General features: G+C 70.5%; 20 protein-coding genes. 9 read left to right on the top strand and 11 right to left on the bottom strand.

What is annotated here, in order from left to right:
* Positions 1-118: 118 nt before the first annotated feature.
* Positions 119-1,480 (top strand): MATE family efflux transporter, encoded by a 1,362-nt coding sequence (locus ACT3UF_RS08605; RefSeq protein ID WP_444608268.1) that lies wholly within the window; start codon positions 119-121, stop codon positions 1,478-1,480.
* 65 nt (positions 1,481-1,545) lie between these two features.
* Here ACT3UF_RS08605 and ACT3UF_RS08600 read toward each other — a convergent pair whose 3' ends face one another.
* From ACT3UF_RS08600 to ACT3UF_RS08585, 4 genes are all read right to left on the bottom strand, one after another.
* Positions 1,546-2,760 carry a glycine C-acetyltransferase gene (locus ACT3UF_RS08600; RefSeq protein ID WP_444608267.1) on the bottom strand — a complete coding sequence of 405 codons (1,215 nt, stop codon included), beginning with the start codon at positions 2,758-2,760 and terminating at the stop codon, positions 1,546-1,548.
* 151 nt (positions 2,761-2,911) lie between these two features.
* Positions 2,912-3,979: an L-threonine 3-dehydrogenase gene (gene tdh, locus ACT3UF_RS08595; protein ID WP_444608266.1), complete on the bottom strand. Its 1,068-nt coding sequence runs from the start codon at positions 3,977-3,979 to the stop codon at positions 2,912-2,914.
* 55 nt (positions 3,980-4,034) lie between these two features.
* Positions 4,035-6,188 (bottom strand): FAD/NAD(P)-binding protein, encoded by a 2,154-nt coding sequence (locus ACT3UF_RS08590; RefSeq protein ID WP_444608265.1) that lies wholly within the window; start codon positions 6,186-6,188, stop codon positions 4,035-4,037.
* Positions 6,189-6,280: 92 nt separating this feature from the next.
* On the bottom strand, positions 6,281-6,988 hold the full coding sequence (locus tag ACT3UF_RS08585; protein WP_444608264.1) for a GntR family transcriptional regulator: 708 nt from the start codon (positions 6,986-6,988) through the stop codon (positions 6,281-6,283).
* A gap of 192 nt (positions 6,989-7,180) precedes the next feature.
* Here ACT3UF_RS08585 and ACT3UF_RS08580 point away from each other — a divergent pair, with 192 nt between their 5' ends.
* The 4 genes from ACT3UF_RS08580 (at position 7,181) to ACT3UF_RS08565 (ending at position 11,704) form a co-directional block, all read left to right on the top strand.
* The gene (locus ACT3UF_RS08580) at positions 7,181-8,203 is read left to right on the top strand and encodes an NAD/NADP octopine/nopaline dehydrogenase family protein (RefSeq protein ID WP_444608263.1); all 1,023 of its coding nucleotides are present in this window, start codon (positions 7,181-7,183) and stop codon (positions 8,201-8,203) included.
* A gap of 68 nt (positions 8,204-8,271) precedes the next feature.
* The gene (locus tag ACT3UF_RS08575; RefSeq protein WP_444608262.1) at positions 8,272-9,750 is read left to right on the top strand and encodes an ABC transporter substrate-binding protein; all 1,479 of its coding nucleotides are present in this window, start codon (positions 8,272-8,274) and stop codon (positions 9,748-9,750) included.
* A 39-nt stretch (positions 9,751-9,789) separates the two neighbouring features.
* Positions 9,790-10,698 carry a carbohydrate ABC transporter permease gene (locus ACT3UF_RS08570; RefSeq protein ID WP_444608261.1) on the top strand — a complete coding sequence of 303 codons (909 nt, stop codon included), beginning with the start codon at positions 9,790-9,792 and terminating at the stop codon, positions 10,696-10,698.
* Positions 10,699-10,702: 4 nt separating this feature from the next.
* The gene (locus ACT3UF_RS08565; protein WP_444608260.1) at positions 10,703-11,704 is read left to right on the top strand and encodes a carbohydrate ABC transporter permease; all 1,002 of its coding nucleotides are present in this window, start codon (positions 10,703-10,705) and stop codon (positions 11,702-11,704) included.
* A 188-nt stretch (positions 11,705-11,892) separates the two neighbouring features.
* Here ACT3UF_RS08565 and ACT3UF_RS08560 read toward each other — a convergent pair whose 3' ends face one another.
* Positions 11,893-14,535, bottom strand: a complete 2,643-nt coding sequence (locus ACT3UF_RS08560) for a hypothetical protein (protein ID WP_444608259.1) — start codon at positions 14,533-14,535, stop codon at positions 11,893-11,895.
* Positions 14,536-15,392: 857 nt separating this feature from the next.
* On the opposite strand from ACT3UF_RS08560, the gene ACT3UF_RS08555 reads away from it, so the two are divergent.
* Genes ACT3UF_RS08555 through ACT3UF_RS08545 form a run of 3 tightly spaced genes read left to right on the top strand, consistent with a single transcriptional unit; the run spans position 15,393 to position 18,285 of the window.
* A complete protein-coding gene (locus ACT3UF_RS08555) occupies positions 15,393-16,460 on the top strand; it encodes an ABC transporter substrate-binding protein (protein WP_444601015.1) in 1,068 nt (355 codons plus the stop codon).
* Complete coding sequence (locus ACT3UF_RS08550; protein WP_444601014.1) at positions 16,457-17,512, top strand: FecCD family ABC transporter permease; 1,056 nt, start codon at positions 16,457-16,459, stop codon at positions 17,510-17,512. The genes ACT3UF_RS08555 and ACT3UF_RS08550 overlap by 4 nt, the downstream gene beginning before the upstream one ends.
* The gene (locus ACT3UF_RS08545; protein WP_444601013.1) at positions 17,509-18,285 is read left to right on the top strand and encodes a heme ABC transporter ATP-binding protein; all 777 of its coding nucleotides are present in this window, start codon (positions 17,509-17,511) and stop codon (positions 18,283-18,285) included. The genes ACT3UF_RS08550 and ACT3UF_RS08545 overlap by 4 nt, the downstream gene beginning before the upstream one ends.
* Before the next feature lie 37 nt (positions 18,286-18,322).
* Here the strand turns inward: ACT3UF_RS08545 and ACT3UF_RS08540 are convergent, their stop codons facing one another.
* From ACT3UF_RS08540 to ACT3UF_RS08515, 6 genes are all read right to left on the bottom strand, one after another.
* Positions 18,323-19,177, bottom strand: a complete 855-nt coding sequence (locus ACT3UF_RS08540; protein WP_444601012.1) for a PHP domain-containing protein — start codon at positions 19,175-19,177, stop codon at positions 18,323-18,325.
* A gap of 61 nt (positions 19,178-19,238) precedes the next feature.
* Complete coding sequence (locus ACT3UF_RS08535; protein ID WP_444601011.1) at positions 19,239-20,657, bottom strand: sugar nucleotide-binding protein; 1,419 nt, start codon at positions 20,655-20,657, stop codon at positions 19,239-19,241.
* Between the two features lie 44 nt (positions 20,658-20,701).
* Positions 20,702-21,706, bottom strand: coding sequence for a dTDP-glucose 4,6-dehydratase (gene rfbB, locus ACT3UF_RS08530; RefSeq protein WP_444601010.1), 1,005 nt, complete (start codon positions 21,704-21,706; stop codon positions 20,702-20,704).
* A complete protein-coding gene (gene rfbA, locus ACT3UF_RS08525; protein ID WP_444601009.1) occupies positions 21,703-22,626 on the bottom strand; it encodes a glucose-1-phosphate thymidylyltransferase RfbA in 924 nt (307 codons plus the stop codon). Before rfbA ends, rfbB begins: the two co-directional genes overlap by 4 nt.
* A gap of 129 nt (positions 22,627-22,755) precedes the next feature.
* Complete coding sequence (gene metE, locus ACT3UF_RS08520; protein ID WP_444606277.1) at positions 22,756-25,089, bottom strand: 5-methyltetrahydropteroyltriglutamate--homocysteine S-methyltransferase; 2,334 nt, start codon at positions 25,087-25,089, stop codon at positions 22,756-22,758.
* The gene (locus tag ACT3UF_RS08515; protein WP_193115767.1) at positions 25,086-26,024 is read right to left on the bottom strand and encodes a methylenetetrahydrofolate reductase; all 939 of its coding nucleotides are present in this window, start codon (positions 26,022-26,024) and stop codon (positions 25,086-25,088) included. The genes metE and ACT3UF_RS08515 overlap by 4 nt, the downstream gene beginning before the upstream one ends.
* A 279-nt stretch (positions 26,025-26,303) precedes the next feature.
* On the opposite strand from ACT3UF_RS08515, the gene ACT3UF_RS08510 reads away from it, so the two are divergent.
* Positions 26,304-26,750, top strand: coding sequence for an adenylyltransferase/cytidyltransferase family protein (locus tag ACT3UF_RS08510; RefSeq protein WP_193115768.1), 447 nt, complete (start codon positions 26,304-26,306; stop codon positions 26,748-26,750).
* Positions 26,751-26,868 lie beyond the last annotated feature (118 nt).

Genomic DNA, 26,868 nt, shown 5'->3' with positions numbered 1-26,868 from the left:
GGAGCGGCCCACCACCGCACCTGCGGCCCTGGCTCCCAGTCCTCCGTGCGCACTCTCTCACGCGGACCTGAGCAGGCGGATCCGACGAACGTCGCAGGCCTCGTCGCACAATAGGAGGGTGACCGCCTCTCCTGCCCCCGACGACTCCCCCCACGAGGAGAACGCACGGCGGACGGTCGACCGCGACATCCTGCGCCTGGCGATCCCCAGCCTCGGGGCGCTGGTCGCCGAGCCGATGTTCATCCTCGTCGACTCGAGCTTCATCGCCCGCGTCTCCACCACCTCCCTGGCCGGGCTCGGACTCGCCTCGACCGTGCTCACCACGATCGTGGGCCTGGCGATCTTCCTGGCCTACTCGACGACGGCCGCCGTGGCCCGCTCCTTCGGCGCCGGGCGCACCCGCGAGGCGATCTCCCGCGGGATCGACGCCTGCTGGCTCGCGCTGATCGTCGGCACCGTCTCCGCCCTCGGCCTGCTGGTCGCCGGGGAGCCGATGCTGGCCGCCTTCGGACCCTCCGAGGAGGTGCTCGCCGAAGCGGTGATCTATCTGCACATCAGCGCCTACGGCCTGCCCGCGATGCTCGCCGTGCAAGCCGCGACCGGGCTCGTGCGCGGCATGCAGGACGCGAAGCTGCCCTTGGTGGTCGCCGTGGGCGGCGCGCTCGCGAACATCCCCCTGAACGCGATCCTGATCTTCGGGCTGGACCTCGGGATCGCCGGGTCCGCGATCGGCACCATCATCTGCCAGTGGGGCATGGCGCTCGCGCTGCTCGGTGTCATCATCACCCGCTCGCGGCGCGAGCAGATCCCGCTCACCCCGCACCTGAGCAACCTCATCGCGGTGGGTCGCGATGCGGTGCCGATGTTCGTGCGCACCCTCGGCCTGAAGGCCGTCATCATCACCGCCACCGTGGTCGCCACCCGGCTGGGCGATGTGCAGCTGGCAGCGCATCAGCTGACCACCACCGTCTTCACCGTGCTCTCGCTGGCGCTGGATTCCCTCGCGATCGCCGGCCAGGCACTGGCCGGCAGATACCTCGGCGCCTCCGACCCGCGCACCGTGCACGCGGTGACCCGGCGCCTGATGGTCTGGGGCGTGGGCGGGGGCGCCGCGGTCTCCGTGCTGCTGCTCGGGGCGAGCTATGTGGTCCCCGGGCTCTTCACCCCGGATGTCGCGGTGCAGGAGAGCCTGCGCGTCGCACTGTGGGTGCTGGTGATCACCCAGCCGATCGCCGGGTACGTGTTCGTGCTGGACGGGGTGCTGATGGGGGCGGGAGACGCCCCCTACCTCGCCAAGGTGGGCAGCCTGATCGCGATCGCGATCCTGCCCGGCGCCGCATTGGTGGCCTGGTGGGCGCCGGCAGGACCGCTGGGCCTGGCGATGCTGTGGCTGGCCTGCAACTTCCTGTTCATGGTGCTGCGCGCGATCAGCCTGGGGCTGCGGGTGCGCACGGACGACTGGATGCGACTGGGCGACTGAGGCCCGCCGCCCCGGGCTGGGCCTCGCCCGGCCTAGCCCGGCGCCGCCCCCGGCTCAGCGTTGTCTCAGCCCTGGACGGCAGCTCGCGAATCGACGAAGGCCTGCACCGCGGCCTCGACATCCTCTTCGGTGTGGGCGGCGGAGAGCTGCACCCGGATCCGGGCCTTGCCCTGCGGGACCACGGGATAGGAGAAGGCGGTGACGTAGACACCGTGCTCGAGCATCGCGTCGGCGATCCGGCCCGCGAGCGCCGCGTCCCCGAACATCACCGGCACGATCGCGTGCTCGCCCGGCAGCAGCTCGAAGCCCTCCTCGCCCATCCGCCGGCGGAACAGCTCGGCGTTGCGGAACAGGGTGCCGCGCAGCTCGGCGCTGCCCTCGACCAGCTCGAGGGCGGTGAGGGTCGCCGAGACGATCGAAGGGGCGAGCGAGTTGGAGAACAGGTAGGGGCGTCCCTTCTGGCGCAGCATCGCCACGATCTCGCGTCGGCCGGAGACGTACCCGCCGCTCGCGCCGCCGAGCGCCTTGCCGAAGGTGCCGGTGTAGATGTCGATGCGGTCGGAGACCCCGAAGTGCTCGGGGGTGCCCGCGCCGGTGGCGCCCATGAAGCCGACGGCATGGGAGTCGTCCACCATCACCAGCGCTCCGAACTCCTCGGCGAGATCGCAGATCCCCTCGAGCGGGGCGAGGAAGCCGTCCATGGAGAAGACGCCGTCGGTCACGATGAGGGTGCGACGTGCGCCCCTGCCCTCCCGCAGCGCCGCGACGGCCTCGAGCTGGGTGCGCAGGTCCTCGAGGTCGGCATTGCGGTAGCGGAAGCGGGCCGCCTTGGACAACCGGATCCCATCGATCAGGGACGCATGGTTCAGCTCGTCGGAGATGATCGCGTCGTCCTTCCCGAACAGGGGCTCGAACACGGCGCCGTTGGCGTCGAAGCACGAGGAGAACAGGATCGTCTCCTCGGTGCCGAGGAAGTCCGAGACGGCGGCCTCGAGCTCCAGGTGGAGGTCCTGGGTGCCGCAGATGAAGCGCACCGAGGCCATGCCGAAGCCCCTCCCGTCCAGGGCGTGCTTCGCGCTCGCGATGATCTCGGGATGGTCGGCGAGCCCGAGGTAGTTGTTGGCGCAGAAGTTCAGCACCTCGGCGCTCCTTCGACCCACGGGCCCGGCGGTGATCCGGCCGGCCTGCGGGGTGGTGATGACCCGCTCGTGCTTGAAGGTGCCGGCCTGCTCGATCTCGGTGAGCTCGGCGGTCAGCTGGTCCTTGAGGTCGGTGTACATCGGGGGTCCTTCCGAGGGTGTGCTCTGAAGCGGGGGTGGCGGGGTGCGGCCGGTGCGTGGACGCGGAGCGGCCGACGGGTCAGAGAGGTCAGGCTGGTCAGGCGGGTCAGGTGGGTCCGAGGAGTCGGACGGGTCAGAGGAGCCGGACGCGTCAGCCGTCCAGCATGCTCCAGTCCAGCACGACCTTGCCGGCGGTGCCGGCCTTCGCGATCTCGAAGCCGTGCTCCCACTCGGTGGCGGGGAGCACATCGGTGATGGTGCGGGTGATCGCGGCGCGCAGCGTCTCGGAGGTGCTGAGCATCGCGGACATCGCGTTCCAGGTCTCGAACATCTCGCGACCGTAGATCCCCTGCAGCGTGAGCATGCGGGTGACGACCATGGTCCAGTCGATCTCGAACTGCTGCGAGGGCAGGCCCAGCAGCGCGATCTTGCCCCCGTGGTTCATGTTCTCGATCAGCTCCTGCAGGGCCCGGGCCTGTCCGGAGATCTCGAGCCCCACGTCGAAGCCCTCTCGCATGCCCAGGCTGCGCTGAGCGTCGCGCACCTTCATGCTGGCCACGTCCAGCACCAGATCCGCGCCGCAGCCCTCGGCCATCGCCAGGCGCTCAGGGGAGACGTCCGTGATGGTGATGTAGCGGGCGCCGGCGTGGCGGGCGACGGCGGCCGCCATCTGCCCGATCGGGCCCGCGCCGGTGATCAGCACGTCCTCCCCCACCACCGGGAACTTCAGCGCGGTGTGCACCGCATTGCCCAGCGGGTCGAAGACGGCTCCGAGCTCGGGGCTGATCAGCTCCTCGCCGCCATCGTGCTCGTGCACCCACACGTTCTGGTGCGGGACCGTGACGTACTCCGCGAAGGCCCCGTCGCGCTGGACTCCCACGGAGCGGGTGCGGATGCACATCTGGCGCCGGCCGGCCCGGCAGTTGCGGCACATCCCGCACACCACATGGCCCTCACCGGAGATGCGGTCGCCGACGCGCACGTCGCTGACCTCCTCCCCCACCTCGACGACCTCGCCGTAGAACTCGTGGCCGGGAGTGAAGGGCACCGAGTCGCACATCGCCTCGGCCGAGGCATCCCAGGCCAGGATGTGCAGGTCGGTGCCGCAGATGCCGGCACGCAGCACCCGCACCTTGACGTCCCAGGCTCCGCAGCCGGGTTCCTCGACCGTCGTCCATTCCAGCCCGGCACCGGCTGCGACCTTGCGCAGTGCGCGCATTGCTCCTCCTCGTCCTCGCTCCCCGAGAGGGGAGCGCTGGTGATGTCCGTCCTGCTCAGACGCTCTCTTCGGAATGTTCCAGCTCCGGTTCCGCGGCCTCCGAGATCCTGCGGCTGTCGAGGCCGGGGACCAGTGCATCACGGGCGACCTCGTCGATCTCCCGCAGGAACCGGGAGTTCGTGCGCGCCAGCGGCTGCAGCTGCGTCCCCCACAGCAGGGACTCCAGGGGCACGCCGACGGCATACAGCCCTGCCTGCTCCTGCCCGCTGCGATCCAGCACGCGGTACGGGGGCGGCCCGACGTCGAGCGCACCGGTCTCCACCCCGGTGACACCGACGGCGGCGGTCGCCGCGGCCGTGGCAGTGGCCGTGGCCGTGGCCGTGGCCGTGGCCGTGGCGCGATCAGGGATCACGAAGGGGCGTGCCCGACCGTGGTCCCGCAGATCCTGCAGCAGAGGGTTCGCGCTGCGGCGGAGGTCCGCCGGAGGCAGATGCGCCTCGAGCAGGGCCCTCGCCCGGTGCTCGTGCCCCGGCACGCTGGTGGAGGAGGCCACGAAGCCTCCATCGCGCACCTCGACGTTCATCCGTGCCCCCAGCGGCTGGACCACGCCCGCCTCGACCAGCGCGATCAGCTCATCGATCCGACGGGCAGGAGGGCCGGAGGCCAGCATCCCCGCGAAGCCGCGGAACCATCCCTCGACATGATCCCGATACGAGGGGCCGCGCACCCCTCCGTAGCGCACCAGGGTGCGCAGCGGGCCCCGGCCGGCCCCGATCTGGACGCTCGCGCACTTCAAGGGGCTGTCCAGGCCGAGGTTCGCCTCGTGCACGTCGCGCCGCAGGTCCTCGAGCCACCAGCGTCGCAGCGCCTCCGGGGTCTCGAGCTCGATCCCGTCGAGCGGGCGATCCAGCGCACCCACCTCGAGGCGGTCGGCGGCCGTGGGGACGATCCGCGCGATGCTCTGCTCCAGCTCGGCGGAAGCCCAGTCGTGCTCCTCCAGGGCATCGAGGATCTCCTGCACCCCACCGGTGAGGGCGGCGGGACGCTGCCGGGCGAGCACTGTGTAGTGGAGCCGGGCGGCGTCCTTCATGATCGCCGGGTAGAGCTCGGTCAGGAAGTCCACGCCAGTCCCCGCGGCGGCCTGGTCGCGCAGCTCCGCGAGCAGCTGCGAGGTCTGGAAGTGCTTGGGGAAGACCGGCGTCATCTGCCCGAACCGTCCCTTGGCCCGGTAGGGGATCCCGCGCCCGGAACCGACCACCAGGTGCGGCTCCCGACCGCTGGGCAGGTACTCCAGGGCGTCGCGCCCTGTCGGATCGGCCCGGAACACGCCCCCGCGGCCGAGGGTAAGCAGGGAGAGGTAGTCGAAGAAGTTCATACCGAGGCCGCGCACGATCACGGTCTCCCCGGCCTCGAGGCCGTCGAGTTCGCGCTGGGAGATCGGGCTGGTGGGTCGGCCGTACCAGAGGTCCGCGGCGGTGGCGGACTCGGCGATCGCCGCGCCGCGCCCGACGGTCTCCGTGTCGGAGTGGCCGGTGGCGATCACGACGGCGTCCGCCTCGAGCGTCACGGGGCGGGGCGCCGCGGGGGACTCCGAGCGGGGCACTGCAGGGGCCGACGGCTCCGTGCCGATCCCGGCCGGCGGCCCCTCGCAGCGGACGTCGATCTGCCATCCCCGGGCCGAGGGGGCGAGTGCCGTCGCCGTGCCCTTCACGTGCTCGACCTCGATCTCCGCCGGCGCCTCCGCGAGATCCCGGGCATGGCACCACTCGAGGTATCCGCCCAGGAAACGGCGTGAGGGATGCGAGTGCGGGAGCATCCGTGCCGCCTCTGCGCGGTGCTGGTCGTCCAGCGGCCGCTGCGGAGAGCCGAGGTCGGTGATCTCACCGCCCGTGATGAGCCGTGCCCAGTCGTACAGGGTGGGACCGGGGCGCACCGGCCCGCGCAGCTCGACGCTCTCGTCGGTGAAATGGGTGGCGTCCGCGCACAGGGTGTTCATCAGCAGATGGGACGGCTGATCGGCGTCCCAGACGCGTCCGCCGCCGGGGCGATGGGGCTCCACCAGCAGGATCCGCAGCCCGGGCAGCGCGAGCTGCTGCGCATTGGCGATCAGCCGCTCGACCACGGCGATGCCGCGCGGGCCGCCGCCGAGCACCGCGACGGTGCGTCGGGGGGTGGGTGGGGGTGGGGGTGTGGCCAGGTCAGTCGTCATCGACTCCTCCATCTCCGGCACCGCAGCTGTGCGGGCGGATGGTGCGGTCCTGCGCGGGCGGGTTCTGCGGCTGCGATGCCGGCGAGGAGGCCTCAGCGAGCGCCGAGCTCATCGAGGGGAACGGCCATGGAGGTCGCCAGGAGCAGCTCCGCGTCGGGCACCGCACCTGCGAGGATCTTGCTGCGCGAGGTGAGGATCGAGGTGCGCGAGAGATCGCGGGCCTGCTGGGCGTCCGCCGCTCTGATGGCCTCGATCAGCGGGTGATGGCTGTGGGGGCTGGGGACCTGCCGTCCCTGGGCGAGGCGCACAGCCAGGAACCACTGGGTCTGCTCCTGCAGCTCACGGACGATGCGGGTCATCCGCGGCATCGCGGCGATCTCGGCCACCGCCACGTGGAAGCGGGTGTGCAGGGCGTGGTCCGGGGCCTTGCCGACCACCTCGTAGGCCTCGAGGTACTCCCGCTCGCAGGTCTCCAGGTGGTCGATGTCCGCGGAGGTGGCGCGCTGCGCCGCGAGCGATGCCGCGACCGGTTCCACCAGGCTGCGCAGCAGGTAGACCTGCTCCATGTCGGAGACGGAGAGCTGCGCGACCAGGGTGCCCCGCTGGGGCAGCACCCGCACGAAACCCTCGGCGGCGAGCCGACCGGTGGCCTGCCGCACCGGAGTCCGGCTGACGCCCAGCTCCTGAGCGATCAGCTTCTCGTCGATGACGGCGTCGGGCGCGAGCGCGGCAGAGAGGATCTCCCGCTTCAGATGCCGGTAGGCGACATCGGCGCGACTCTCTTTGAGGGGCAGCTCCATGTACGCAACCTAACTCAGATCGGGACCGGATGCCAGACTGAAATATTTGTTGGATCCACTCTTGACGCAACTGCAATTCACATGCCACTCTACCGACACGCTGTGGCACAGGCCACAGCCCGACGACAGGACGAGGCGAGCCCCGCGCTGCTGCGAGGACCATCGCCACTCCCCGGACCGACAAGGACACCGATGTCTCTTCTCGTGATCGGCGCCCCCCAGGCACTGGCCACCGCCGTGCTCGCCGCCGCCACCTCCGGCGAGCGCGTCCATGTGCTCGCCGAGGATGCGCCCGCGGCGCTGCCCACGCACGCCGACCGTGACGGTGCCCGGACCGAGATCGACCTGGTGACCTCGGTCGAGGACGCGGACATCCACGCCTGCGTGATCGTGGCCGAGGCGCGAGCACTGCCGGCGCTGATCAGCGCGCATCGGGCGCTGCTGGTGGGCCTGCCGGTCCTGCTTGCCCCCGGCGGCCTGGCCGGGGCCCTGCGCGTGAGCGCCCAGGAGGAGTCCCTGCTGGTCGCCGAGACCACCGGCTTCCCCGTCTCGGGCACCGTCGAGGGGAGCACCTTCCTGCTGCGCGGCCTCAAGCAGGGCATGCCGTTCGCCGCCGCGGACCACCTCCTCACCGGCTCGCTGCTGGCAGAATTCCGCCGCTACCTGCCCACACTGGTCGCCTCGGACCTGCGCACGACGTCGATGTCCAACACCAACCACATCATCCATCCGCCGATCACCCTGATGAACGCGGCGCGGATCGACAGCGCCGCCCCGTTCACCCTCTACCGGGACGGCGTCAGCCCCTCGCTCGAGCACCTGCTGGTGGCGGTCGACGAGGAGCGCCGCGCCGTCTGCCGCGCCGTGGGCGCGGACGACCGCTCGGGCCGCGAGTGGCTGCTGGAGTTCTACCGCGAGGGCGGCATGCAGGGCGAGAACCTCGTCGACTGCCTGACCAGCTACCCCGGCTTCGCCGACGTGGCCGGACCCACCACGCTGGACTACCGCTATCTGGCAGATGATGTGCCCCATGGCGTCGCCCAGTGGGCTGCGATCGGTCATCGCGTCGGGGTCGCCACCCCGGCCATCGACCAGCTGCTCGCCGTGCTCACCCTGCTCGTCCCCGCCGTCGACCTCCGTGCCGATGACGAGGGCCTCGAGCTGTTCCTGGCGCATCTCGAGCACCACCGACGCGTGCCCGTCCCCCAGCCCTGATCGCACGACCCGGCATCAGGACCCTCCCGACGCCCCCTCCCTTTTCCGCTCTCGATGAGGAGACACCCATGAAGAAGCCCGAGATGGACCAGCAGCTGCGCACCCTGGGATCACTCAAGGAGAAGCTGCGTCGCGGCGACATCGGCCGACGAGGCTTCCTCGCCGCCGCCGGCGCGCTCTCCGGCACCGCCCTGCTCGCCGGCTGCGGAGGCGGCGGGCCCCAGGGTCCTGGCGCCGGCGGCGGCGGTGCCGGGACGATCCCGCTGTACACGGTCGAGAACGATCCGGCCACCCTCGCGTTCTACAACCTGGCGATCGAGAGCTTCAACCAGGAGCATCCCGATGTCACGGTCGAGGTGACCGTCTACTCGGACTCCAACCAGGTGCAATACCTGACCACCGCCTTCCAGAACAAGGTGGACGTCGGCATCTTCTCCCCGGCGGTCTCGAACTTCACGGACTTCGCCGACGCCGGGCACCTGATGGAGCTCGACGACCTGGTCGCCGAGATCGGCGAGGACGACTTCCTGCCGGCCACCCGCATCCGTGTCTCCGGGCACGACTACGGCATGCCGCTGCAGAACAACGCCTCCCTCGTCTACTACCGCAAGGACCTCCTCGAGGGCGCCGGGATCTCGGTGCCGACCACCTTCGAGGACTATCTCGGCGCGATCGAGGAGCTCAACGGACAGGACGGCGTCAACGGCATCGCGATGGCCGTCGGCTCCACCGCCCAGCTGCCCCTGCAGTTCTTCGCGCCGTATCTCTACCAGTCCGGCAACGACTACTTCGACACGCAGGGCCAGCTGACCTTCGACCAGCCCGGGGTGCTCACCGCCGTCGAGCGCTTCGTCTCCGTCATGAAGAACGCTCCGACGTCCCTGCACAATGCCGCCTTCGGCGACATCGTCACGACCTACGCCGCCGGCCAGGCCGCCTTCGCGACCTTCCCCGGCCGCCTCGGGGTCAACCTCTACAACGACTACCCGGAGATCGCGGACGTCACCGGAGTGATGCGGATCCCGGCCGGCGACTACATGCCCGGCGAGCTCCACTTCGGCTCCGGCCAGCAGTACGGCCTCTACGCGGAGACCGGCGAGCCGGAGCTGGCCAAGGAGTTCCTCAAGACGCTCACCACGGGGGACGAGGCGGTCGAGTTCGCCAAGACGGTCCCCGGGCATCTGCTGCCGGCGCTCGAGAGCGTGCGGGTGCAGTTCGAGGAGGAGATCGCCTCCGCGACCGAGGGCTATCTCGCCGACAAGGGCGACTGGATCCAGACCTTCATGGACTGCGTGCCCCAGGCGATGACCGCATCCACCGCCATGGGTGCGGTCGAGGGCGGGGAGTTCCAGGCCAAGCGCACCAATGTCAACCCCTTCGCCCAGAACATCTGGCCCACCCCTGCCCATGACGGCGTCATGTTCCAGGAGATCCTCATCGACGGCCGCGCCGCCGAGGACGCCTGGAACGACTGCTGCGAGAAGATGCGCACCGCGGCCGACGAGTTCCACACCGCGAATCCGGACTGGGAGCCGGAGATCATCTGACCCGCTCCATCTCATCGCACCTCGACCGGAGGGGACCCCATGAACACCGTCACCGCCACCGCCGGACCCGCGGCAGTCGGCACCATTCGCACACCCCGGCGGCACAGCCGACACCGGCTCGCGCGGGTCCTCGTGCGGACGGTGCAGTACCTGCTGCTGATCCTCGTCGCGACCGTCAGCGCGTTCCCGCTGCTGTGGGCGCTGATCAACAGCGTGCGCCCCAACAGCGAGATCGTCTCGTACCCGCCGAAGCTGATCCCGCGAGAGCTCACGCTCGAGCACGTGCAGGCGCTCTTCGAGCTCTACAACTTCCAGGTGTACCTGTGGAACTCGCTGTTCGTCTCCGCCGGCGCGACCATCGGGGCTCTCGTGCTCGGCACCACGGCCGCCTACGCGATGACCCGCTTCGACCTCCCGGCGGTGCGCGCGATGAGCGTGCTCTCGCTGCTGGCCTATCTGGTGCCCGCGATCCTGGTGCTGATCCCGATCACCCAGTTCCTGTTCTCCAACGGCTGGGGCGACAACCGGATCGCCCTGACGGTCCTCTACATGGGCATCTTCCTGCCGTTCACGATCTGGCTGCTGCGCTCCTACTTCCAGGGCGTGGGGGTCGAGGTCGAGGAAGCCGCGATGATCGACGGCTGCTCACGGCTCGGGGCCTTCCTGCGGGTGGTCATCCCGCAGGCGATCCCCGGCATCGTCTCCACCGGCATCTTCACCTTCAACGCCACCTGGAGCGAATACCTGTTCGTCTCCTCCCTGATGACCACGAACTCGAAGCTGACCGCCAACCCCGCGGTGTTCCTGCTGATGGGGCACATGGGAACGACCTCCTGGGGGCTGCTGATGTCCGCCGCAGTGATCATCGTGCTGCCCGTGCTGCTGCTGTTCTTCGTCGCGCAGCGCTGGGTCGTCTCCGGCATCTCCGACGGATCCGTGAAGGGCTGACACCATGACCACGAACTCCCTGTCCACCCCATCCGCCCCGTCGGGACCCTCCGGCCGCACCTCCGCCCCACCACCCTCGCCCCGCGCGAAGCCCCACACCCTGCGCAGCCGGCTGCAGCTGGCACTCAAGGGCGAGAAGTCGCTGGCCTACCTCCTGGTGATCCCCGCGTTCCTGCTGGTCGGCTTCTTCGCCGTCTACCCCTTCGTGATCGCCCTGTGGAACAGCTTCTCCTCCGTGGACCTGTTCACCGGGCAGCGCACCTTCGTGGGCCTGGACAACTTCATCGCGGTCGTCCAGGACCCGTTCGTGCTCGCGGCGACCTGGCGCAGCGTCCTCTGGACCGTGTCGAACATGGTGCTGCAGGTGATCGTGGGTGTGCTGGTGGCGATGCTGCTGAACGTGAACCTGCGCGGGCAGCGCTTCGCGCGCACCCTGGTGCTGGTCCCCTACATGGTCCCGGCGATCGTGGCGGCGCTGATCTTCCAGTACATGTTCAACGACGTCACGGGCGTGGTGAACTACCTGATGCAGAGCACGGGCCTGATCGACGATCCGCTGGGCTGGCTGTCGAACCCCGACCTGATCATGACCACGGTCGTGCTGGTGAACGTGTGGAAGTACTCGCCGTTCTTCACCATCATCGTGCTGGCACGACTGCAGTCCGTCCCGAAGGATCTGTACGAGGCGGTCTCGATCGACGGCGGCAGCTGGTACCACCGCTTCACCACGGTCACGCTTCCCTCGATCATCCCCGTGGTGCTGGCCGGCTCGCTGTTCCGCACCATCTGGACGGCGTACGACTTCGACATCCCCTACCTGCTCACCGGCGGTGGCGGGCCGTCCGGCTCGGCGATCACGGTGCCGCTGGCGATCCGCTCCCTCGCCTTCGAGGCGCAGGAGTACGGCCAGGCTTCGGCGCTGGCGATCTACGCCTCGCTGCTGCTCGCGCTGCTCGCGGCGTACTACCTCTGGCAGATGCGCAAGAGCGACAGGCGCATGGGCTGAGCCGGACCGACTTCCGGAGTGCACAGAGCCCGGCCCCGGGCCCCCGTTACGGGGGCCGGGGCCGGGCTCTGTGCTGTGAATCGGTGTCCTGTCGAACGGCTCAGTGCGGTGCAGCGCGTGTGCGCCGACGACCCGCCGGGACGACGAAGTCGTCAGGATGATGAAGCGGCCATCTCACCGGCCGTCCCTCACCAGCCGCTGTCCTCCGAGATGTCCACCGTGAGGGTGCCGTCCTCGGCGAGGACCGCGGTCCCCGAGACGCGGACCGTCGAGGAGTCCGTCTCGTCGGTGGGTGCATCGTCCTCGCTCCAGCCCTCCTGCTGGTACGCGAAGGTGGCCTCGCCCGGGCTGTCGTAGCTGGACACGCTCCACCCCTCCTGCCTCGGCTCGATCTCGACGGTCGGGTAGGTGCCGATGGTCCAGGAGCCGGAGCCCTCGACCATCCCGCTGGCCCAGGCCGAGAACGGGCAGCCTTCGGGATCCGCCTCCGTGGACGTCGCGCACTCGTCGAGCGCCGTCTCGACCTGGGACTGGATCTCGGCGGTGCCGGCCTCGCTCAGCGTGTAGGTCGGCGCGGCGTGCAGCTCGTACCAGCCCTCCGGATCAGCGGGGACGAACACAGCGCTCTCCTCGGAGCCGATGAACTCCGAGACCTCCGGCAGGCTCACGGTGTACTGGCCCGGGAGCACGGCGGCGACGGCATATCCCTCCTCGGCGGCGAGGCTCTCCACCGGCACCTCCTGGCCGTTGACCAGGAGGGTGCTCGCCCCCTCCGGGATCTCCAGCGCGAGATAGGCGTACTCGGTCTCGCCCATCCGCCACTCGGGGAACACCAGCGCGGTACGGCCGCTGCGCTCCACGACGAAGTTCCGGGTGGTCCTCACACCGTCCTGGACCACCGTCGCGGTGACCAGCACGTCGTCGTCGCCGGACTCCTCGGAGTCGACGATCTCGAAGCTGCTGATGCGGTTCTCGGCGGAGCCGGCGATCGCGTTGGTCAGCAGCACCTGCTGGGCCGTCGGCGCGTTCGGGGCCGAGATCTCCACCGCCTCGGCAGCGTTCCCATCCTGCAGTGCGCCGAGATACGCCTCGACCCGCTTCTCCGGGGAGAACACGGTGGAGGAGATGACGTTGAACGCGATCGCGATCCCCACCAGCAGCACGAACGCGCCGCCCACAGCGATGCCGCCGCCGACCAGGAGCTTGCGCGCCTTCGGCGAGAGCGGCGCGGCAGGGGCGGGCTCCTGGCCGGGCGCGGCTGCGGGGGCCGCTGCGGTTCCGCCGCCCATCGGCACGGTGGCGTAAGGGCTGCCGGTCGTGGGCTGCGTCGTGGGCTGCACCGTCGAAGAGATGCCAGGGGCGAGACCCGCGGCACCGGCCTGCGGCGCGTCGTGCACGAGTGCGGTCGGGATGCCCTGCGCGTTCGGCGCCAAGGCGGCGTGACCGGCGGGGTCGCCCGCCGCTGCTCCGGTCGTCGCCTCTGAGGCACCCGCAGCGGGAGTCGAAGCACCCGCGCCGGCGAGGGCCGGTGCCAGGGGACGCCGGAACCAGGACAGCACCTTGGCCGGGATGACGGGCGCGGCCAGCGGGGTCACGAAGCGCGAGAGGAGCTCCACGATCACGCCTGCCAGGCTCGCGAGCAGCGGGGTCCAGGCGGCGAGTCCCACGGAAGCGCCGATCAGTTCACCCTCCCCGTAGGACCCGGAGTACCCCATGGAGGTCGAGAACCGCGCGAGGATCATGAGTCCGAGCGCGCCGAAGAAGTAGACCACGGGCAGCGCAGCCCACGAGATCGCGAGGGCGACCACATTGTTGGGGACCACCTGCCGCTGATGCTGCCACAGCAGCGCAGCCAGGAGCAGTCCGACAGGGATCAGCACCAGCGCGCCCAGCCATGCGTACCAGGGCATCGAGAAGACCGAGAAGAACTCGCTTCCGGTCACGCCGAACTCATCGAACAGCTCGGGACCGGTGATCGAGACGCCGAGCGCGGACAGCAGGTCCAGGCCCGTGAGGTAGGACAGGACGTAGCCGCCCAGCAGCGGCAGCAGCAGGATCACGTAGAGCATCGGCGGGGTCTCCCCGTCGATCAGCGCCTGGATGGTGGTGGCCACCGTGAGTCCTGCGAAGGCCAGCACCGTGACGATCAGCGCATGGGTGAGGGCGAGCTTGAAGCCCGCGGTGAGGTCGGTGACCAGCGGCCACCAGGCCGGGCGCGCGCGCAGGCTGATCCGACCGAGCGCGTGCGCCAGGGTGAGCAGGAGGAACGCGCCGAAGAAGGTGTCGAAGCCTGCCGCGTGCAGCCGCAGCGTGATGTCCTCGTCGACAGGGATCGGCTGCGCGAAGATCAGCGCGGCGATCACCGTGACCAGGGCGACCACGAAGCCGGCGAGGGCGGCGGAGACCCAGATGCCCAGCTTCCCGGCGGCCTGGCGGCGCTGCACGAAGCGGCCGCCGTAGAAGCTCAGCAGCACCATCACCACGGTGACCACGCCAGGCAGCAGGCGGATGGAGGCGCTGAGGCTCTCTCCGTCGAAGGTCTTGCTGAAGCCGAGGGAGCCCAGCATCGCCATCGCGACCAGCTGGAAGGGGAAGCGCAGCGCGGAGGCGAGGCCGCTGAGGGTCTCGTCCGGAGAGATGTCCATGCCCTCGAGCGTGGCCTGGACCGGGTTCCCCATGTCGGCGATCGCGGCTGCGATCGCGAGCAGCACGATCGCCAGGACGGAGACGAGGATGCCGCCGAGGTAGGTGATGCCACCGACCGCGAGCGACGGCAGCGGGTTGGACAGGCCGGCGGCGTCGAGCTTCTGCTTCAGCTGCTCAGGGGTCATCCCCGTGGCGACGACCGGGGCCGGCGCGACCCCCTGCGGCGCCGGGGAACCCGGGCCGACGGGAGCACCCTGGGGTGCCGGCGATCCGTGCTGAGGAGCAGACGCCGGAGTGCCGAACTGCGCGGCAGACGCCGGGGAGCCGTACGGAGGCGCGGAGGCCGGGGAGCCGTACTGCGGGGCGGGCGTCCCAGGCTGCGGCTGAGCACTCTGCGGAGGCTGCTGGCCGTACTGAGGAGCCGGCGGCGGGAGCGCGGGACCGCCCGCCGCCTGAGGTGCCGGGCCTGCCTGCGGCTGCGCCTGTTCCTGCGGAGGCTGCTGCTGCGGAGGCTGCTGCTGTGCCTGCTGCTGCGGGTCTCCGGCCTGCTGAGGCTCCTGCGACGGTCCTGCGGTGTGCGGCTGAGGATCCTGCGAATGCGGATCCTGTGACGGGTACTGTCCCCCACCAGGCACAGACATGTGCGTTCCTTCCGGGTCGTCGAGCGATTCGATGCGACGTGGTCCCAGATTCGACAGCGCAGCAGAGCGCGTCAGAGCGCGCTGCTTCTCCACAGTTCCCCACCCAGGTGTCCCCCACGACTCACCCAGGCTACCGATCGGTTGTGCGAAAGCCAAGGTCACCCCAACCACTGGACCGAGGGTGCAGGACCGCCATCACGCCCACCGCGAGAGCGGGTCGACGTCGAGCCGCACGACACCACTGGCGCTCCGCAGCGCAGCCGCAGCGCAGCCGCAGTGAGGACGATCACGGCACCGACGACCTCCAGCCTGCAGCGATGTCACTAAGGTTAGCCTCACCTTTCACCGAAGGTCGTCGTCATGCGGGTGCGCCCGCCCGTCCAGCAAGGATCCGCTTCCTCATGCCTCTGCCCCGCCGCCACCTGCTCGCCGCCGCCCCCGCTCTGGCCGCCCTCACCGCCCTGGCCGCCTGCGGGTCCGCCGAGCCCACGGACGCCGGCCGCGACGACTCGGGTCCCTCGGACGCAGGGGGCACCGGGGGCGCCCCGTCCGCCGGGGCACCGACGGATCTGCCCGAGGGCTGGACCTGGGTGGACGGCACGGGTGCCCCGACGGTCTCCGCAGCCCCGGCGCTGCCGGTCACCGTCACCGACGGCACCGGTGCTGAGGTGACCATCGAGGACCTCTCGCGCACCATCGTCGGCGGCGAGGACATCGCGGACATGCTCGCGGCGATGGGACTCTCCGCGCTGATCTACGCCGCCCCCACCAATTCCGTGGCCCCGGCCGCACTCGACGCCCCCGAGCAGTTCGAGTTCTCCCAGCAGACCGGCACCGAGGGGCTGCTCTCCGTGGACGGCACCTGCTTCCTCGGCAACAACGTCAAGCGTCATGGCGATGTCGCCGAGCAGTTCCGCTCCGCCGGGCTCTCCGCCGCGGTGGTCGACGACCAGCAGGCGGTGGCGGACAAGATCCGCACCGTCGGCACCTTCATCGGCGATCCTGAGTCCGCCGAGGAGCTGGCGGGCGCGGTCGAGGAGCAGCTGTCCCAGGCCTCCGCGGCCGCCGGGGACGCGGCCAAGGAGCTGCGCGTGCTGGTGGTGACCTCCTCCGGCGCGGGCGGCGCGAACGCGGTGGTGGGCACGGGAACCGCTGCCGCGGACATCCTCGAGGCCGTCGGCGCGGTGAACTGCGGTGCGGAGGCGGGCCTGCGCGGCTACTCGGTCGAGTTCAGCGACGAGGGCCTGCTGGATCTCGCCCCCGATGTCCTCATCACCGGCACCGGGGACCTCGAGGAGTGGGGCGGCCTCGAGGGCTTCCTCTCCGCCTTCCCCACACTCGCACAGACCCCCGCCGGGCAGGCCTCGAACTTCCTGCTCATGCCCAGCGAGCAGATCAAGGTCTCCGGTTCCGCCGTCGGTGCCGGGGCGCTCGCACTCGCCCAGGCGCTGGCCGACCTCACGGCGTGAGCCGCACCCGCACCGAGCGAACACGCCGCATCCCGCTCCTCACGGCACTCCCCGTCGCCGCAGGAGTGCTGCTGATCGCGATCGTGCTCGCGATCGGCTCCGGACCGATCGAGCTCACCCCCGCGACCGTGCTCGCGGTCACCGGGCGCGAGATCCTCGGCGTCGGCGCGGGCTCCGGGGCGCTCGAGACCACGGTGGTCATGGACCTGCGCATGCCGCGCGTGCTCTTCGGGACCCTCACCGGGGCGGCGCTGGCCGTCTCCGGCGCCGCCCTGCAGAGCCTGTTCCGCAACCCGCTCGCAGATCCCGGCATCATCGGCGTCAGCGCCGGCGCCTCCACCGGTGCCGTCGGCGCGATCGTGCTGCTGCCCCCGCTCACGGGAGCGCTGGTGGCGTGGATCGTGCCGGCCTCCGCCTTCGTCGGCGGTCTGCTCGCGACCGGTCTGATCTACGCCCTGGCCCGGCCGTCCGCAGGCACCGGCACCGCCCGGCTGCTGCTCGTGGGGATCGCCGTGGGCGCCGGTTTCGCGGCCGCCACCGGCTTCTTCACCTTCGCCGCCGATGATGACGAGCTGGAGTCCGTGGTGTTCTGGCAGATGGGCTCACTGGGCTCGATCACCTGGGTGCGGCTGGCGGTGGTGACGATCCCGGTGCTGCTGGGGATCGCCCTGCTGATCGCGCTCTCGCGGCGCCTGGACCTGCTCACCCTCGGAGAACGACAGGCGAAGCACCTGGGACTGGATGTGAACTCCACCCGCCGCCTGGTCATCGTGATCACCGCGCTGCTGACGGGCACCACCGTCGCCTTCACGGGCACCATCGGCTTCATCGGCCTGGTGGTCCCGCACATCGTGCGGCTGCTGTGCGGGCCCGGGCACCGCACCCTGCTGCCGGTCTCCGCCGTGCTGGGAGGGCTGCTGATCGTCGTCGCCGACACCCTCTCCCGGGTGGTCGCCCCACCGGCGGAGGTGCCGATCGGACTGTTCACCGCACTGCTCGGCGCGCCGTTCTTCCTCGCTCTGGTGCTGCGCTCGCGGGCGGTGCAGCTATGAGCGCAGCGACGGCTCCGGCGTCGTGCCTGCAGGTGCGCGAGGTCGGCTTCCGCATCGGCGGGGCGCAGCTCCTGGACGGGGTGAGCTTCGACGCCTCGCCCGGCGAACTGGTCGCACTGGTCGGCCCCAACGGGGCGGGGAAGTCCACCATGCTGTCCCTGCTGGCTGGGGACCTGGTGCCCTCCGAGGGCGAGATCCTGCTGGCCGGGACCGCGCCGCACCGTTGGCCGGCCAAACCCCTGGCCCGGCAGCGCTCGGTGATGACCCAGCAGCACGGCCAGGCGTTCTCCTTCACCGTGCATGAGCTGGTGGAGATGGGCCGCGCCCCGCACGACGCCTCGGACCGCGACGAGCAGCTCATCGCCGCCTCGCTCCGCGCCGCCGAGATCCAGGAGCTGGCCGAGCGCGATGTGACCACGCTCTCCGGTGGGGAGCTGGCTCGGGCGGTGTTCGCCCGCACCCTCACCCAGGACACGGCGATCGTCCTGCTGGACGAACCCACCGCGGCCCTGGACCTGCGCCATCAGGAGACCCTGATGCGGCGCGCCCGCACACTCGCGGACGACGGCCGGTGCGTGCTGGTGGTGCTGCACGATCTCTCCCTCGCGGCCCGCTACTGCGACCGGCTCGCCGTGTTCTCCGAGGGCGCGCTCACTGCTCTGGGAACGCCCGAGGAGGTCCTGACGCCGGAACGGATCGAACGGGTCTACCGCCAGCGGGTCACGGTGCTCGAGCATCCGGTGAGCGGACGGCCGCTGGTGGTGCCTCTCTGAACGCTCCGGGACCGTGGTCGACGACCGCGGCCCCGGGTCAGCGGCGCCAGAGCTCCTGGGGGGTGGCACCGGCCCGGAACCCGAAGGCCTCGACCATCGCGGCCGCCTCGGGGAACCCGTGGGCGAGGGCCCGGGGAGCATGCGCGTCGCTGCCGAAGCTGATCGCCCGACCTCCCTCCTCGCTCCACCACCGGGGCATCCACGGCCAGAGCCGTCGCGTGTTCATCTCCAGCGCGCGGCCGCTGCGGGCGATGGCGCGCAGCGCGGTGCGGAACTCGTCCTCGAAGTCCCGGGGATCGACGGGCCCCTCGAGCTCCTCGGGCCAGTACCGCAGGGCGTAGTCGAGGTGGGTGACGATCTCGAAGGGCTCGTCACCTGCCACCAGAGCCGGGACCCCGGCGAGGTAGCGGCGGATCACGTCGTCCGCCGGCAGGCGACGGAAGAGGGTGTCCGGCTCGGCGCGGCCCTCCTCGATCTCGAGGGTGTGGAGCGAGCCGAGCAGACGGTCGAAGCGGGAGAGGTCCAGCTGCTGCTGCACGGCCTCCAGGCGCAGGTGAGGCTGGCCGATCTCGAGCCCGGTGCCGATCCGCAGCTCGGGGAATGTCACTCGGCAGCGGTCGATGCTCTCGAAGTAGCCGTCGACGTCGAAGCGGGGGACGCTGACCCGACCGTCGGGCCCCAGCAGGTGGCGTTCGTGGTCACCGAAGTCCGCCGGGTCGCTGAACCAGGCGTCCTCGAGGTCGAGGTGCTCGGTGAAGAACAGCGCGGGCAGGCCGATGCGCATCGCGCGTGCGCAGGTGGCCTCCATGGTGCCGCGGGCGGCGGAGTCGGGGCCTCCCGTGTCCCAGGAGTACTCGCTGTGGACGTGACTGTCGGCGGGGAGGTGCGTCATGGCAGAAGGCTCCCACAGCGGTCGCTGCTCGGGATGATGGGCAGACGGTCCGAGACGGGAATCAGCGGCTCGGGAGTGCCAGGGATGCGGCGAGGTGATCCCGCAGCGCCGTGAGCTGGTCCCGCGGAGTGAGGCCGGTGGCCCGGAGTTTGGTGAGGTCGAGCGTCGAACTGGGTGGGCGCTGGGCGATGCGGTCCTTGCCGGCGTAGTACTCATGGGTGCTCACGGAGCTCACCCGCGCCGGGTCGTGGCCAGTCAGGGCGAAGACCTCGGCGGCGATGCGCGCCCAGCTGAGCGGCTCTCCGTCGTTCGTGGCGTTGTAGGTCCCGGGGCTCGGTCGGGTGGTGAGCAGGTGGTCGATCGCGGCGGCGAGGTCCACGGTGAAGGTGAGGCGGCCGATCTGGTCGTCCACCACAGCGGGGTCGATGCCGCGCTCGGCGAGGCCGACCATGGTGGCCACGAAGTTATTCCCCTCCCCGATCACCCAGCTGGTGCGCACGAGGTAGTGGTCCGGGAGGGTCGCGACGAGCTGGTCGCCGGCGGCCTTGGTCTGCCCGTACACCCCCAGCGGGCTCGGTGGCTCGGTCTCGTCGTGCACCGGGTGCGCGCCGTCGAAGACGTAGTCGCTCGAGACGTGCACGAGCGTCGCCCGGTGCGTGCGGGCCGCTTCGACCAGGTGGCCGACGCCGGTGACGTTCACCGCCCATGCTTCTCGTCGGCCTTCGGGCGTCTCGGCGGCGTCCACCGCAGTGTGGGCGGCGGCGTTGACGATCGTGCCGTACGGGGCGAAATCGAAGGCCTCGAGGGAGCCCGGATCGGCGAGGTCGAGCCGGTCGCGGCCGACGACGTCGACGTCGTGGCGATCCGACCACCGCGCGGCCAGGGCCCGGCCGAGCTGTCCTCCCCCACCGACCACCAGGGTGCGGTGCGGCGGGACCGGGACGACGTCCGCGAGCCGCGGGTGGGCGTGGTCCTTCGCCGAGAGCTCCGCCTGCTCCAGCGGGATCGGCCAAGGTATCGCCGCAGTCTCGTCGGCCAGGTGCAGGAAGGTGTACTGCGTCTGCGCGGCCGCGGACCAGTGGTCGTTGACCAGATAGGTGTAGGCGGCGGGTGCTTCGAGAGTCTGGAAGGCGTTGCCGACGCCGCGGGGCACGAAGATCGCGACCTCGGGAGTGATCTCGTGCCAGTACGTCGTCCCGAAGCTCAGCCCTTCCCGCAGGTCCACCCACGCCCCGAACACCTTCCCGGTGGCGACGGAGATGTACTTGTCCCAGGGCTCGGCGTGGATGCCGCGGGTGACCCCGACGGCCTGGTTGTAGGAGATGTTGTTCTGCACCGGCCCGAGGTCCGGCAGTCCCGCGGCGACCATCTTCTGCCGCTGCCAGTTCTCCTTGAACCAGCCCCGAGCATCCCCGTGCACGGGAAGATCGATCACCAGCAGTCCCGGGATCGGGGTGGTGCGGACTGCGAGCTCGGTCATGGGGTCCTCTCGGTCACGGGCTCGGACCGACGGGGCATCCGTGGTCACTGGCCGGCGAGCTGGTATTTCGCTTCAGTGGCTGCCTTCTGCGGTCGCCACCACTGTTCATTGTCGCGGTACCACAGGATGGTCGCCGCGAGGCCCGCCTCGAAGTCCCGGAACCGCGGGGACCAGTCCAGCTCCTCACGCAGTGCCGTGGCGTCGATCGCGTAGCGCAGGTCGTGGCCGGGGCGGTCGGTGACGTGGTCGTAGTCATCGCTCTCCCGGCCCATCATCTGCAGGATCAGCTCCACGACCTCCTTGTTGCTCTTCTCTCCGTCGGCCCCGATCAGGTACGTCCGGCCGATCTCCCCAGCGTCCAGGATCCGCAGCACCGCGCTGGAGTGGTCCTCGGCATGGATCCAGTCGCGCACGTTCAGCCCCGCGCCGTAGAGGCGGGGCCGGATCCCGTCGATCAGGTTCGTGATCTGGCGGGGAATGAACTTCTCCACGTGCTGGCGGGGGCCGTAGTTGTTCGAGCAGTTCGAGATCGTCGCCGCGACCCCGAACGAGCGCACCCACGCTCTCACCAGAAGATCCGACCCGGCCTTCGTCGCCGAATACGGACTCGACGGGTTGTACGGCGTGGACTCGGTGAAGCGCTGCGGGTCGTCCAGCGCCAGGTCGCCGTACACCTCGTCCGTCGAGATGTGGTGGAACCTGGTGCCGTGCCGTCGCACCGCCTCCAGCAGGGTGAAGGTGCCCACCAGGTTCGTCTGCAGGAACGGCGAGGGATCGGACAACGAGTTGTCGTTATGGGACTCCGCCGCGAAATGCACCACGGCATCGGCCGACGCCACCAGCGGATCCACCACCGCCGGATCGGCCACGTCCCCCACCACCAGCTGCACCCTCTGCGTCGGCAGATCGTCGAGAGAGGCTCGGTGACCGGCGTAGGTGAGCTTGTCCAGCACCGTCACGGTGTCATCGGTATGAGCCACGACGTGGTGCACGAAGGCGGAGCCGATGAAACCGGCACCGCCGGTGACCAGGAGCCGGCGGGCGGTCATGCCGATGCCCGCAGCGCCGCTGCCGAGGGGTGGAGGTGCAGCGGACGGTCCGCGATCTCGCGCTCGAGCGCGTCCAGCAGATAGCGGCCGTATCCGGACTTCATCAGCGGCAGTGCGCGCTCGCGGAGCTCGGCGTCGCTGAGGTAGCCCATGCGCCAGGCGACCTCTTCGGGAGCACCGATGGAGAGGCCCTGCCTCTGCTGCACGGTGCGGATGAAGTCGCCGGCGGCGGCGAGGTCGCCGAAGGTGCCGGTGTCCAGCCATGCCGTGCCGCGGGTGAGCACCTCGACGCTCAGGGCGCCGTCCTCGAGATAGCCGCGGTTCAGGTCGGTGATCTCCAGCTCGCCTCGGGCCGAGGGGGTCAGCGCCTTCGCGCGCTCCACGACCGTCTCGTCATAGAAGTACAGCCCCGGCACCGCGAGGTTGGACCGCGGGACCGTCGGCTTCTCCTCCAGGGAGAGGGCGCGGCCGTCCTCGCTCATCTCCACGACGCCGTAGGCGGTGGGGTCCTTCACCCAATAGCCGAAGACGGCGGCACCCTCGAGATCCTGGTGGCGTCGTAGCTGGGCCCCCATCCCCTGGCCGTAGAAGAGATTGTCGCCGAGCACCAGCGCGGCCTTCTGGCCGTCCAGGAACTCCTCACCGAGAGTGAACGCCTGGGCGAGGCCGTCAGGACTGTGCTGGACCGTGTACTGAAGGTTCACGCCGAAACGCTCTCCGTCGCCGAGCACCCGCCGGAAGGCGGCGCTGTCCTCCGGGGTGGTGATGACCAGGATGTCCCGGATCCCGGCGAGCATCAGTGTGCTCAGCGGGTAGTAGATCATCGGCTTGTCGTGAACCGGCATCAGCTGTTTGGAGACGCCGATCGTCAACGGGTGCAGTCGCGACCCCGTGCCGCCGGCCAGAATGATCCCTCGCATGACGTCAGTATGTCCGATTTGCCCGAAAAGGGGAAGGGGTCGACGGGCACGTCCGAAGGGGAGCTTCCCCCTCGCGCTGACAGGTCCGGCCGGCCCACCTGCGGCGGACCGGCCGGACCCGTCAGGAGCTCAGGCGCCGGCCGGGACCTCCGCGTCGGCGCGCACCTCGCGCACCGCCTGGACGAGGTGACGAAGACTGGCCTCGGTCTCGGAGTAGCCGCGGGTCTTCAGGCCGCAGTCAGGATTGACCCACAGCCGTTCAGGGCCCACCACGGCGCGTGCGCGGCGCAGCTGCTCGGCGATCTCTTCGGCGGCGGGGACGCGCGGGGAGTGGATGTCCCACACCCCGGGGCCGATGCCGCGGGGGAAGGCACCGGGGTCGATGGCTTCGAGGATCTCACCGCGCGAGCGGGCCGATTCGATCGAGGTGACATCCGCGTTCAGGGCGTCGATCGCGCCCACGACCACATTGAACTCGCTGTAGCAGAGGTGGGTGTGGATCTGCGTGGCGGTGTCCACACCGGAGGTCGCGAGGCGGAAGGAGCGCACGGACCAGTCGAGGTAGTCCGCGTGCTGCACCTCCCGCAGCGGGAGCAGCTCGCGCAGGGCGGGCTCGTCGACCTGGACGATGCTGATCCCGGCGGCCTCGAGGTCGGTGACCTCGTCGCGCAGGGCGAGGCCCACCTGGGCGGCGGTGTCCCCGAGGGGCTGGTCATCGCGCACGAAGGACCAGGCCAGGATGGTGACGGGGCCGGTGAGCATGCCCTTGACGGGGCGCGGGGTGAGCGACTGGGCGTAGGTCGCCCAGCCCACCGTGATGGGCGCGGGACGGTGCACGTCGCCGAACAGGATCGAGGGGCGGGTGCAGCGGGAGCCGTAGGACTGCACCCAGCCGTGCTCGGTGGTCGCGAAGCCCTCGAGGTTCTCGGCGAAGTACTGCACCATGTCGTTGCGCTCGGGCTCGCCGTGCACCAGGACGTCCAGCCCCAGCTCCTCCTGAAGGGTGATCACGCGCGCGATCTCCTCCTTCATGGCCTGCTCATAGCCGGCATCGTCCAGAGTGCCCTTGCGGTGGGCGGCACGGGCGGCACGCACCTCCCCCACCTGCGGGAAGGAACCGATGGTGGTGGTGGGCAGGTCCGGCAGGCCGAGGGCCTGACGCTGGGCCTCGGCCCGCTCCTCGTAGGCGACGCGCTCGGTGTCCGCGGACGTGACGGCGGCGGCGCGCTCGCGCACGGAGGGCACCTGCACGCCGTCGAAGGCGCGCGGCACGGAGCGCGGCCCATCGACCGCTCCGGGCTCGATGCCGCCGGCGGCGAGGGTGACGATCTCGATGATCTTCTCGTCGGCGAAGGCAAGGGTGGCCACGAGCTCGGCAGACAGCGAGGTCTCGAGCTCGAGCGTGTGCGGGACGTGCTGGAGGGACACGGAGGTCGACACGGAGATCGCGTCGGCCGCTCCCCCGGCCTCGGTGACGCGGCGGCGCAGCTCGGCCAGGCGGGCAGCGGCCGTCGGCAGCTCGGTGCGCCACACGGAGCGTCCCTCGACGAGGCCCGCGACCAGCTGCGTGGAGCCGATCCCGGCAAGCTGCTGAGCGCTGGGCAGCTCTCCGCGGGTGAGGTCGAGGTGCACAGCTTCGGCGCCGGTGGCGAGCAGCGCGGGCAGCAGATCGCCGATGCCTCCGTAGGGGGTGGTGACCAGCAGCTGCGGACGCGGCACCGTCTCGACGAGGCGGCCGATGGAGCGCTGCAGCGCGTCGGCGAGCTCGGGCTGGGCCAGGCGCTGATCGGCGGCGAGGGCGGGCTCGTCGAGCTGCACCCAGCCGGCGCCGGCGGTGTGCAGCGCATTCAGGAGCTCGGCGTACACGGCGACGACATCGTCCAGGCGGTCCAGCGGGTCGAAGCCCTCGGGCGCGCCGTCCTGCGCCTTGGCCAGCAGGAGCAGGGTCAGCGGACCCACCAGCACGGGACGGGTGCCGGTGCCGTCCTCGAGGGACTCGGTGAACAGGTCGACGATCCGGGTGGAGGCGAGATGGAGGTCGGTATCGGGGCCGATCTCGGGCACCAGGTAGTGGTAGTTGGTGTCGAACCACTTGGTCATCTCCAGCGGCGGCTGCTCCGCGGTGCCACGGGCGAGGGCGAAGAGCCCGTCGTCGTCGATCGTGCCGTCCGCACCCAGCACGGAGGCGAAGCGGTCCGGGATGATCCCGACGGCGAGCGCGGCGTCGAGCACCTGGTCGTAGAGGGAGAACGACTCGGGCGCGGCGCCGGCGGCGTCGAGGCCCAGCTCGGCCAGGCGCGCGCGGGTGGCGCGGCGCAGCTCGCGGGTGCGGCGGGCGAACTCGGCGTGGTCGATGCGCCCTGCCCAGTAGGCCTCCTCGGCCTTCTTCAGCTCTCGGGCGGGGCCGATGCGGGGGTAGCCGACGGGGGTGGCGGCGGGCAGCGGGGCGATCTGAGCGGTCATCGGGTCTCTCCTTGGGTGGTGGACCAGCGGTCCAGGTCGAGGTGATCGAGCACGTCGAGCGCGTCGCCGTGCGAGTTGAAGGTGTAGAGGTGCACGCCGGGGGCCCCGGCGTCGAGCACCCGACGGGCGAGGTCGACGGTGAAGCGCACGCCGATGCGGCGTCGCTCGACCTCGTCGGAGGCGATCTCCAGCTGGTGGAGGAGGTCGCGGGGCGCTTCGACACCGCTGATCGCGGCGAGGCGCTCGAGGCGGCGCGGGTTGGTGGCGGGCACGAGGCCGGGCACGATCGGCATCCGGATCCCCGCCTCGCGCGCCCGGGCGAGCAGACCGCAGTAGACGGAGGCATCGAAGAACACCTGGGAGATGGCGAAGTCCGCGCCTGCCCGCTCTTTGGCGACCAGCACCTCGGTGTCGTGGCTGGTGGTGGGTGATTCGGGATGACGATGCGGATAGGCGGCCACGCCGATGCTCACGCGGCCGCCGGCGAGGGTGGCGGTGCGCTCGTGCTCGATGGTGCGGATCAGCTCCACCAGGGGCCGCGCGAAGGGGATCTCGTCGTCCTCGAGGCTGTGCCCCTCGGACTGGTCGCCGCGCAGTGCGAGGATGCCGCGCACGCCGCGGTCCAGCAGCGCGTGGATGATCGTGGAGAGCTGCGCCCGGGTGGAGCCGATCGAGGTGAGGTGCACCAGGGGCCGCAGGCTGGTCTCGGCCAGCACGTGCTCGGTGACTTCGATGACGCGCGCGAGATTGCCGTGACGAGCACGGCTGGTCACCGAGACGTAGTCGGGTCCCGTCGCCTCGAGCTGCGCGATGGTCTCGCGCAGCCGCTCGAAGGACACATCGCTCCGCGCCGGGAACAGCTCGTAGCTGAGCGCAGGACGATGGCGCACCGGGGCGGTGCGCTCGAGCTCGGGCAGCGTCGTGGTAGCGGACATGACCGGAAAGCTACGAGCCTCCCGCGATCGCGGGAAAGAAAGATGTGCGCCTATGAACATCCTCGGCGAGCTGGTTCTCGCAGAGTCGCGCGGGTTCATACAGGACGCCGCAGAGCGTCATCCGGAGACTCATTCAGCCGCGCTGGTGCTGCGTCCGGCATGCCAGACCTTCCCCACGAATCGCGATGTCCGATTTACCCCTTTTTCCCTTTATGCCGGGTAGACTTGGGGGATGACCGGCACCTCAGCAATGTCGGCGGGACGGACCGGGAGGTCACTATGCGGATCGGATACGCAGCAGGAGCGTTCGACCTCTTCCATGTGGGGCACCTGAATCTGCTCCGCCGTGCCAAGCAGCACTGCGATGTGCTGATCGCCGGCGTGGTGAGCGACGAAATGCTGCGCGAGGTCAAGGGCATCGAGCCCGTGATCCCCACCGGAGAGCGTGCCGAAATCGTGCGCAACCTGCGCTTCGTGGATCGGGTCTACGTGGAGACCACCCCGTCGAAGCTCGATGCCTGGCGAGACATGCGCTTCACGCACTTCTTCAAGGGCGACGACTGGCGCGGCACCCCCAAGGGGCTCCTGCTGGAGGAGCAGTTCGCCGAGGTGGGGGTCGAGGTGCGATACCTCCCCTACACCGTCCACACCTCCAGCACCGCCCTGCGGCGGGCGCTCGCCGCGATCACCGCCTCCGCTGAGCTCCAGTCAGCCGGAGTCAGCTGAATCCTCCGACCAGCACTCCGCAGCATCCGGGACCCCGGTGATGACATGTTCATCACCGGGGTCCCCTTCCTCCGCACATGAGACGCTCGAGCCCCTTCGGGAGCCGCCGGCACCGTCG

The sequence above is a fragment of the Brachybacterium sp. AOP24-D1-21 genome (assembly GCF_052378665.1).
In the GTDB taxonomy this organism is placed as follows: Bacteria; Actinomycetota; Actinomycetes; order Actinomycetales; family Dermabacteraceae; genus Brachybacterium.
This window is presented reverse-complemented; position numbering and strand designations above follow the sequence as displayed.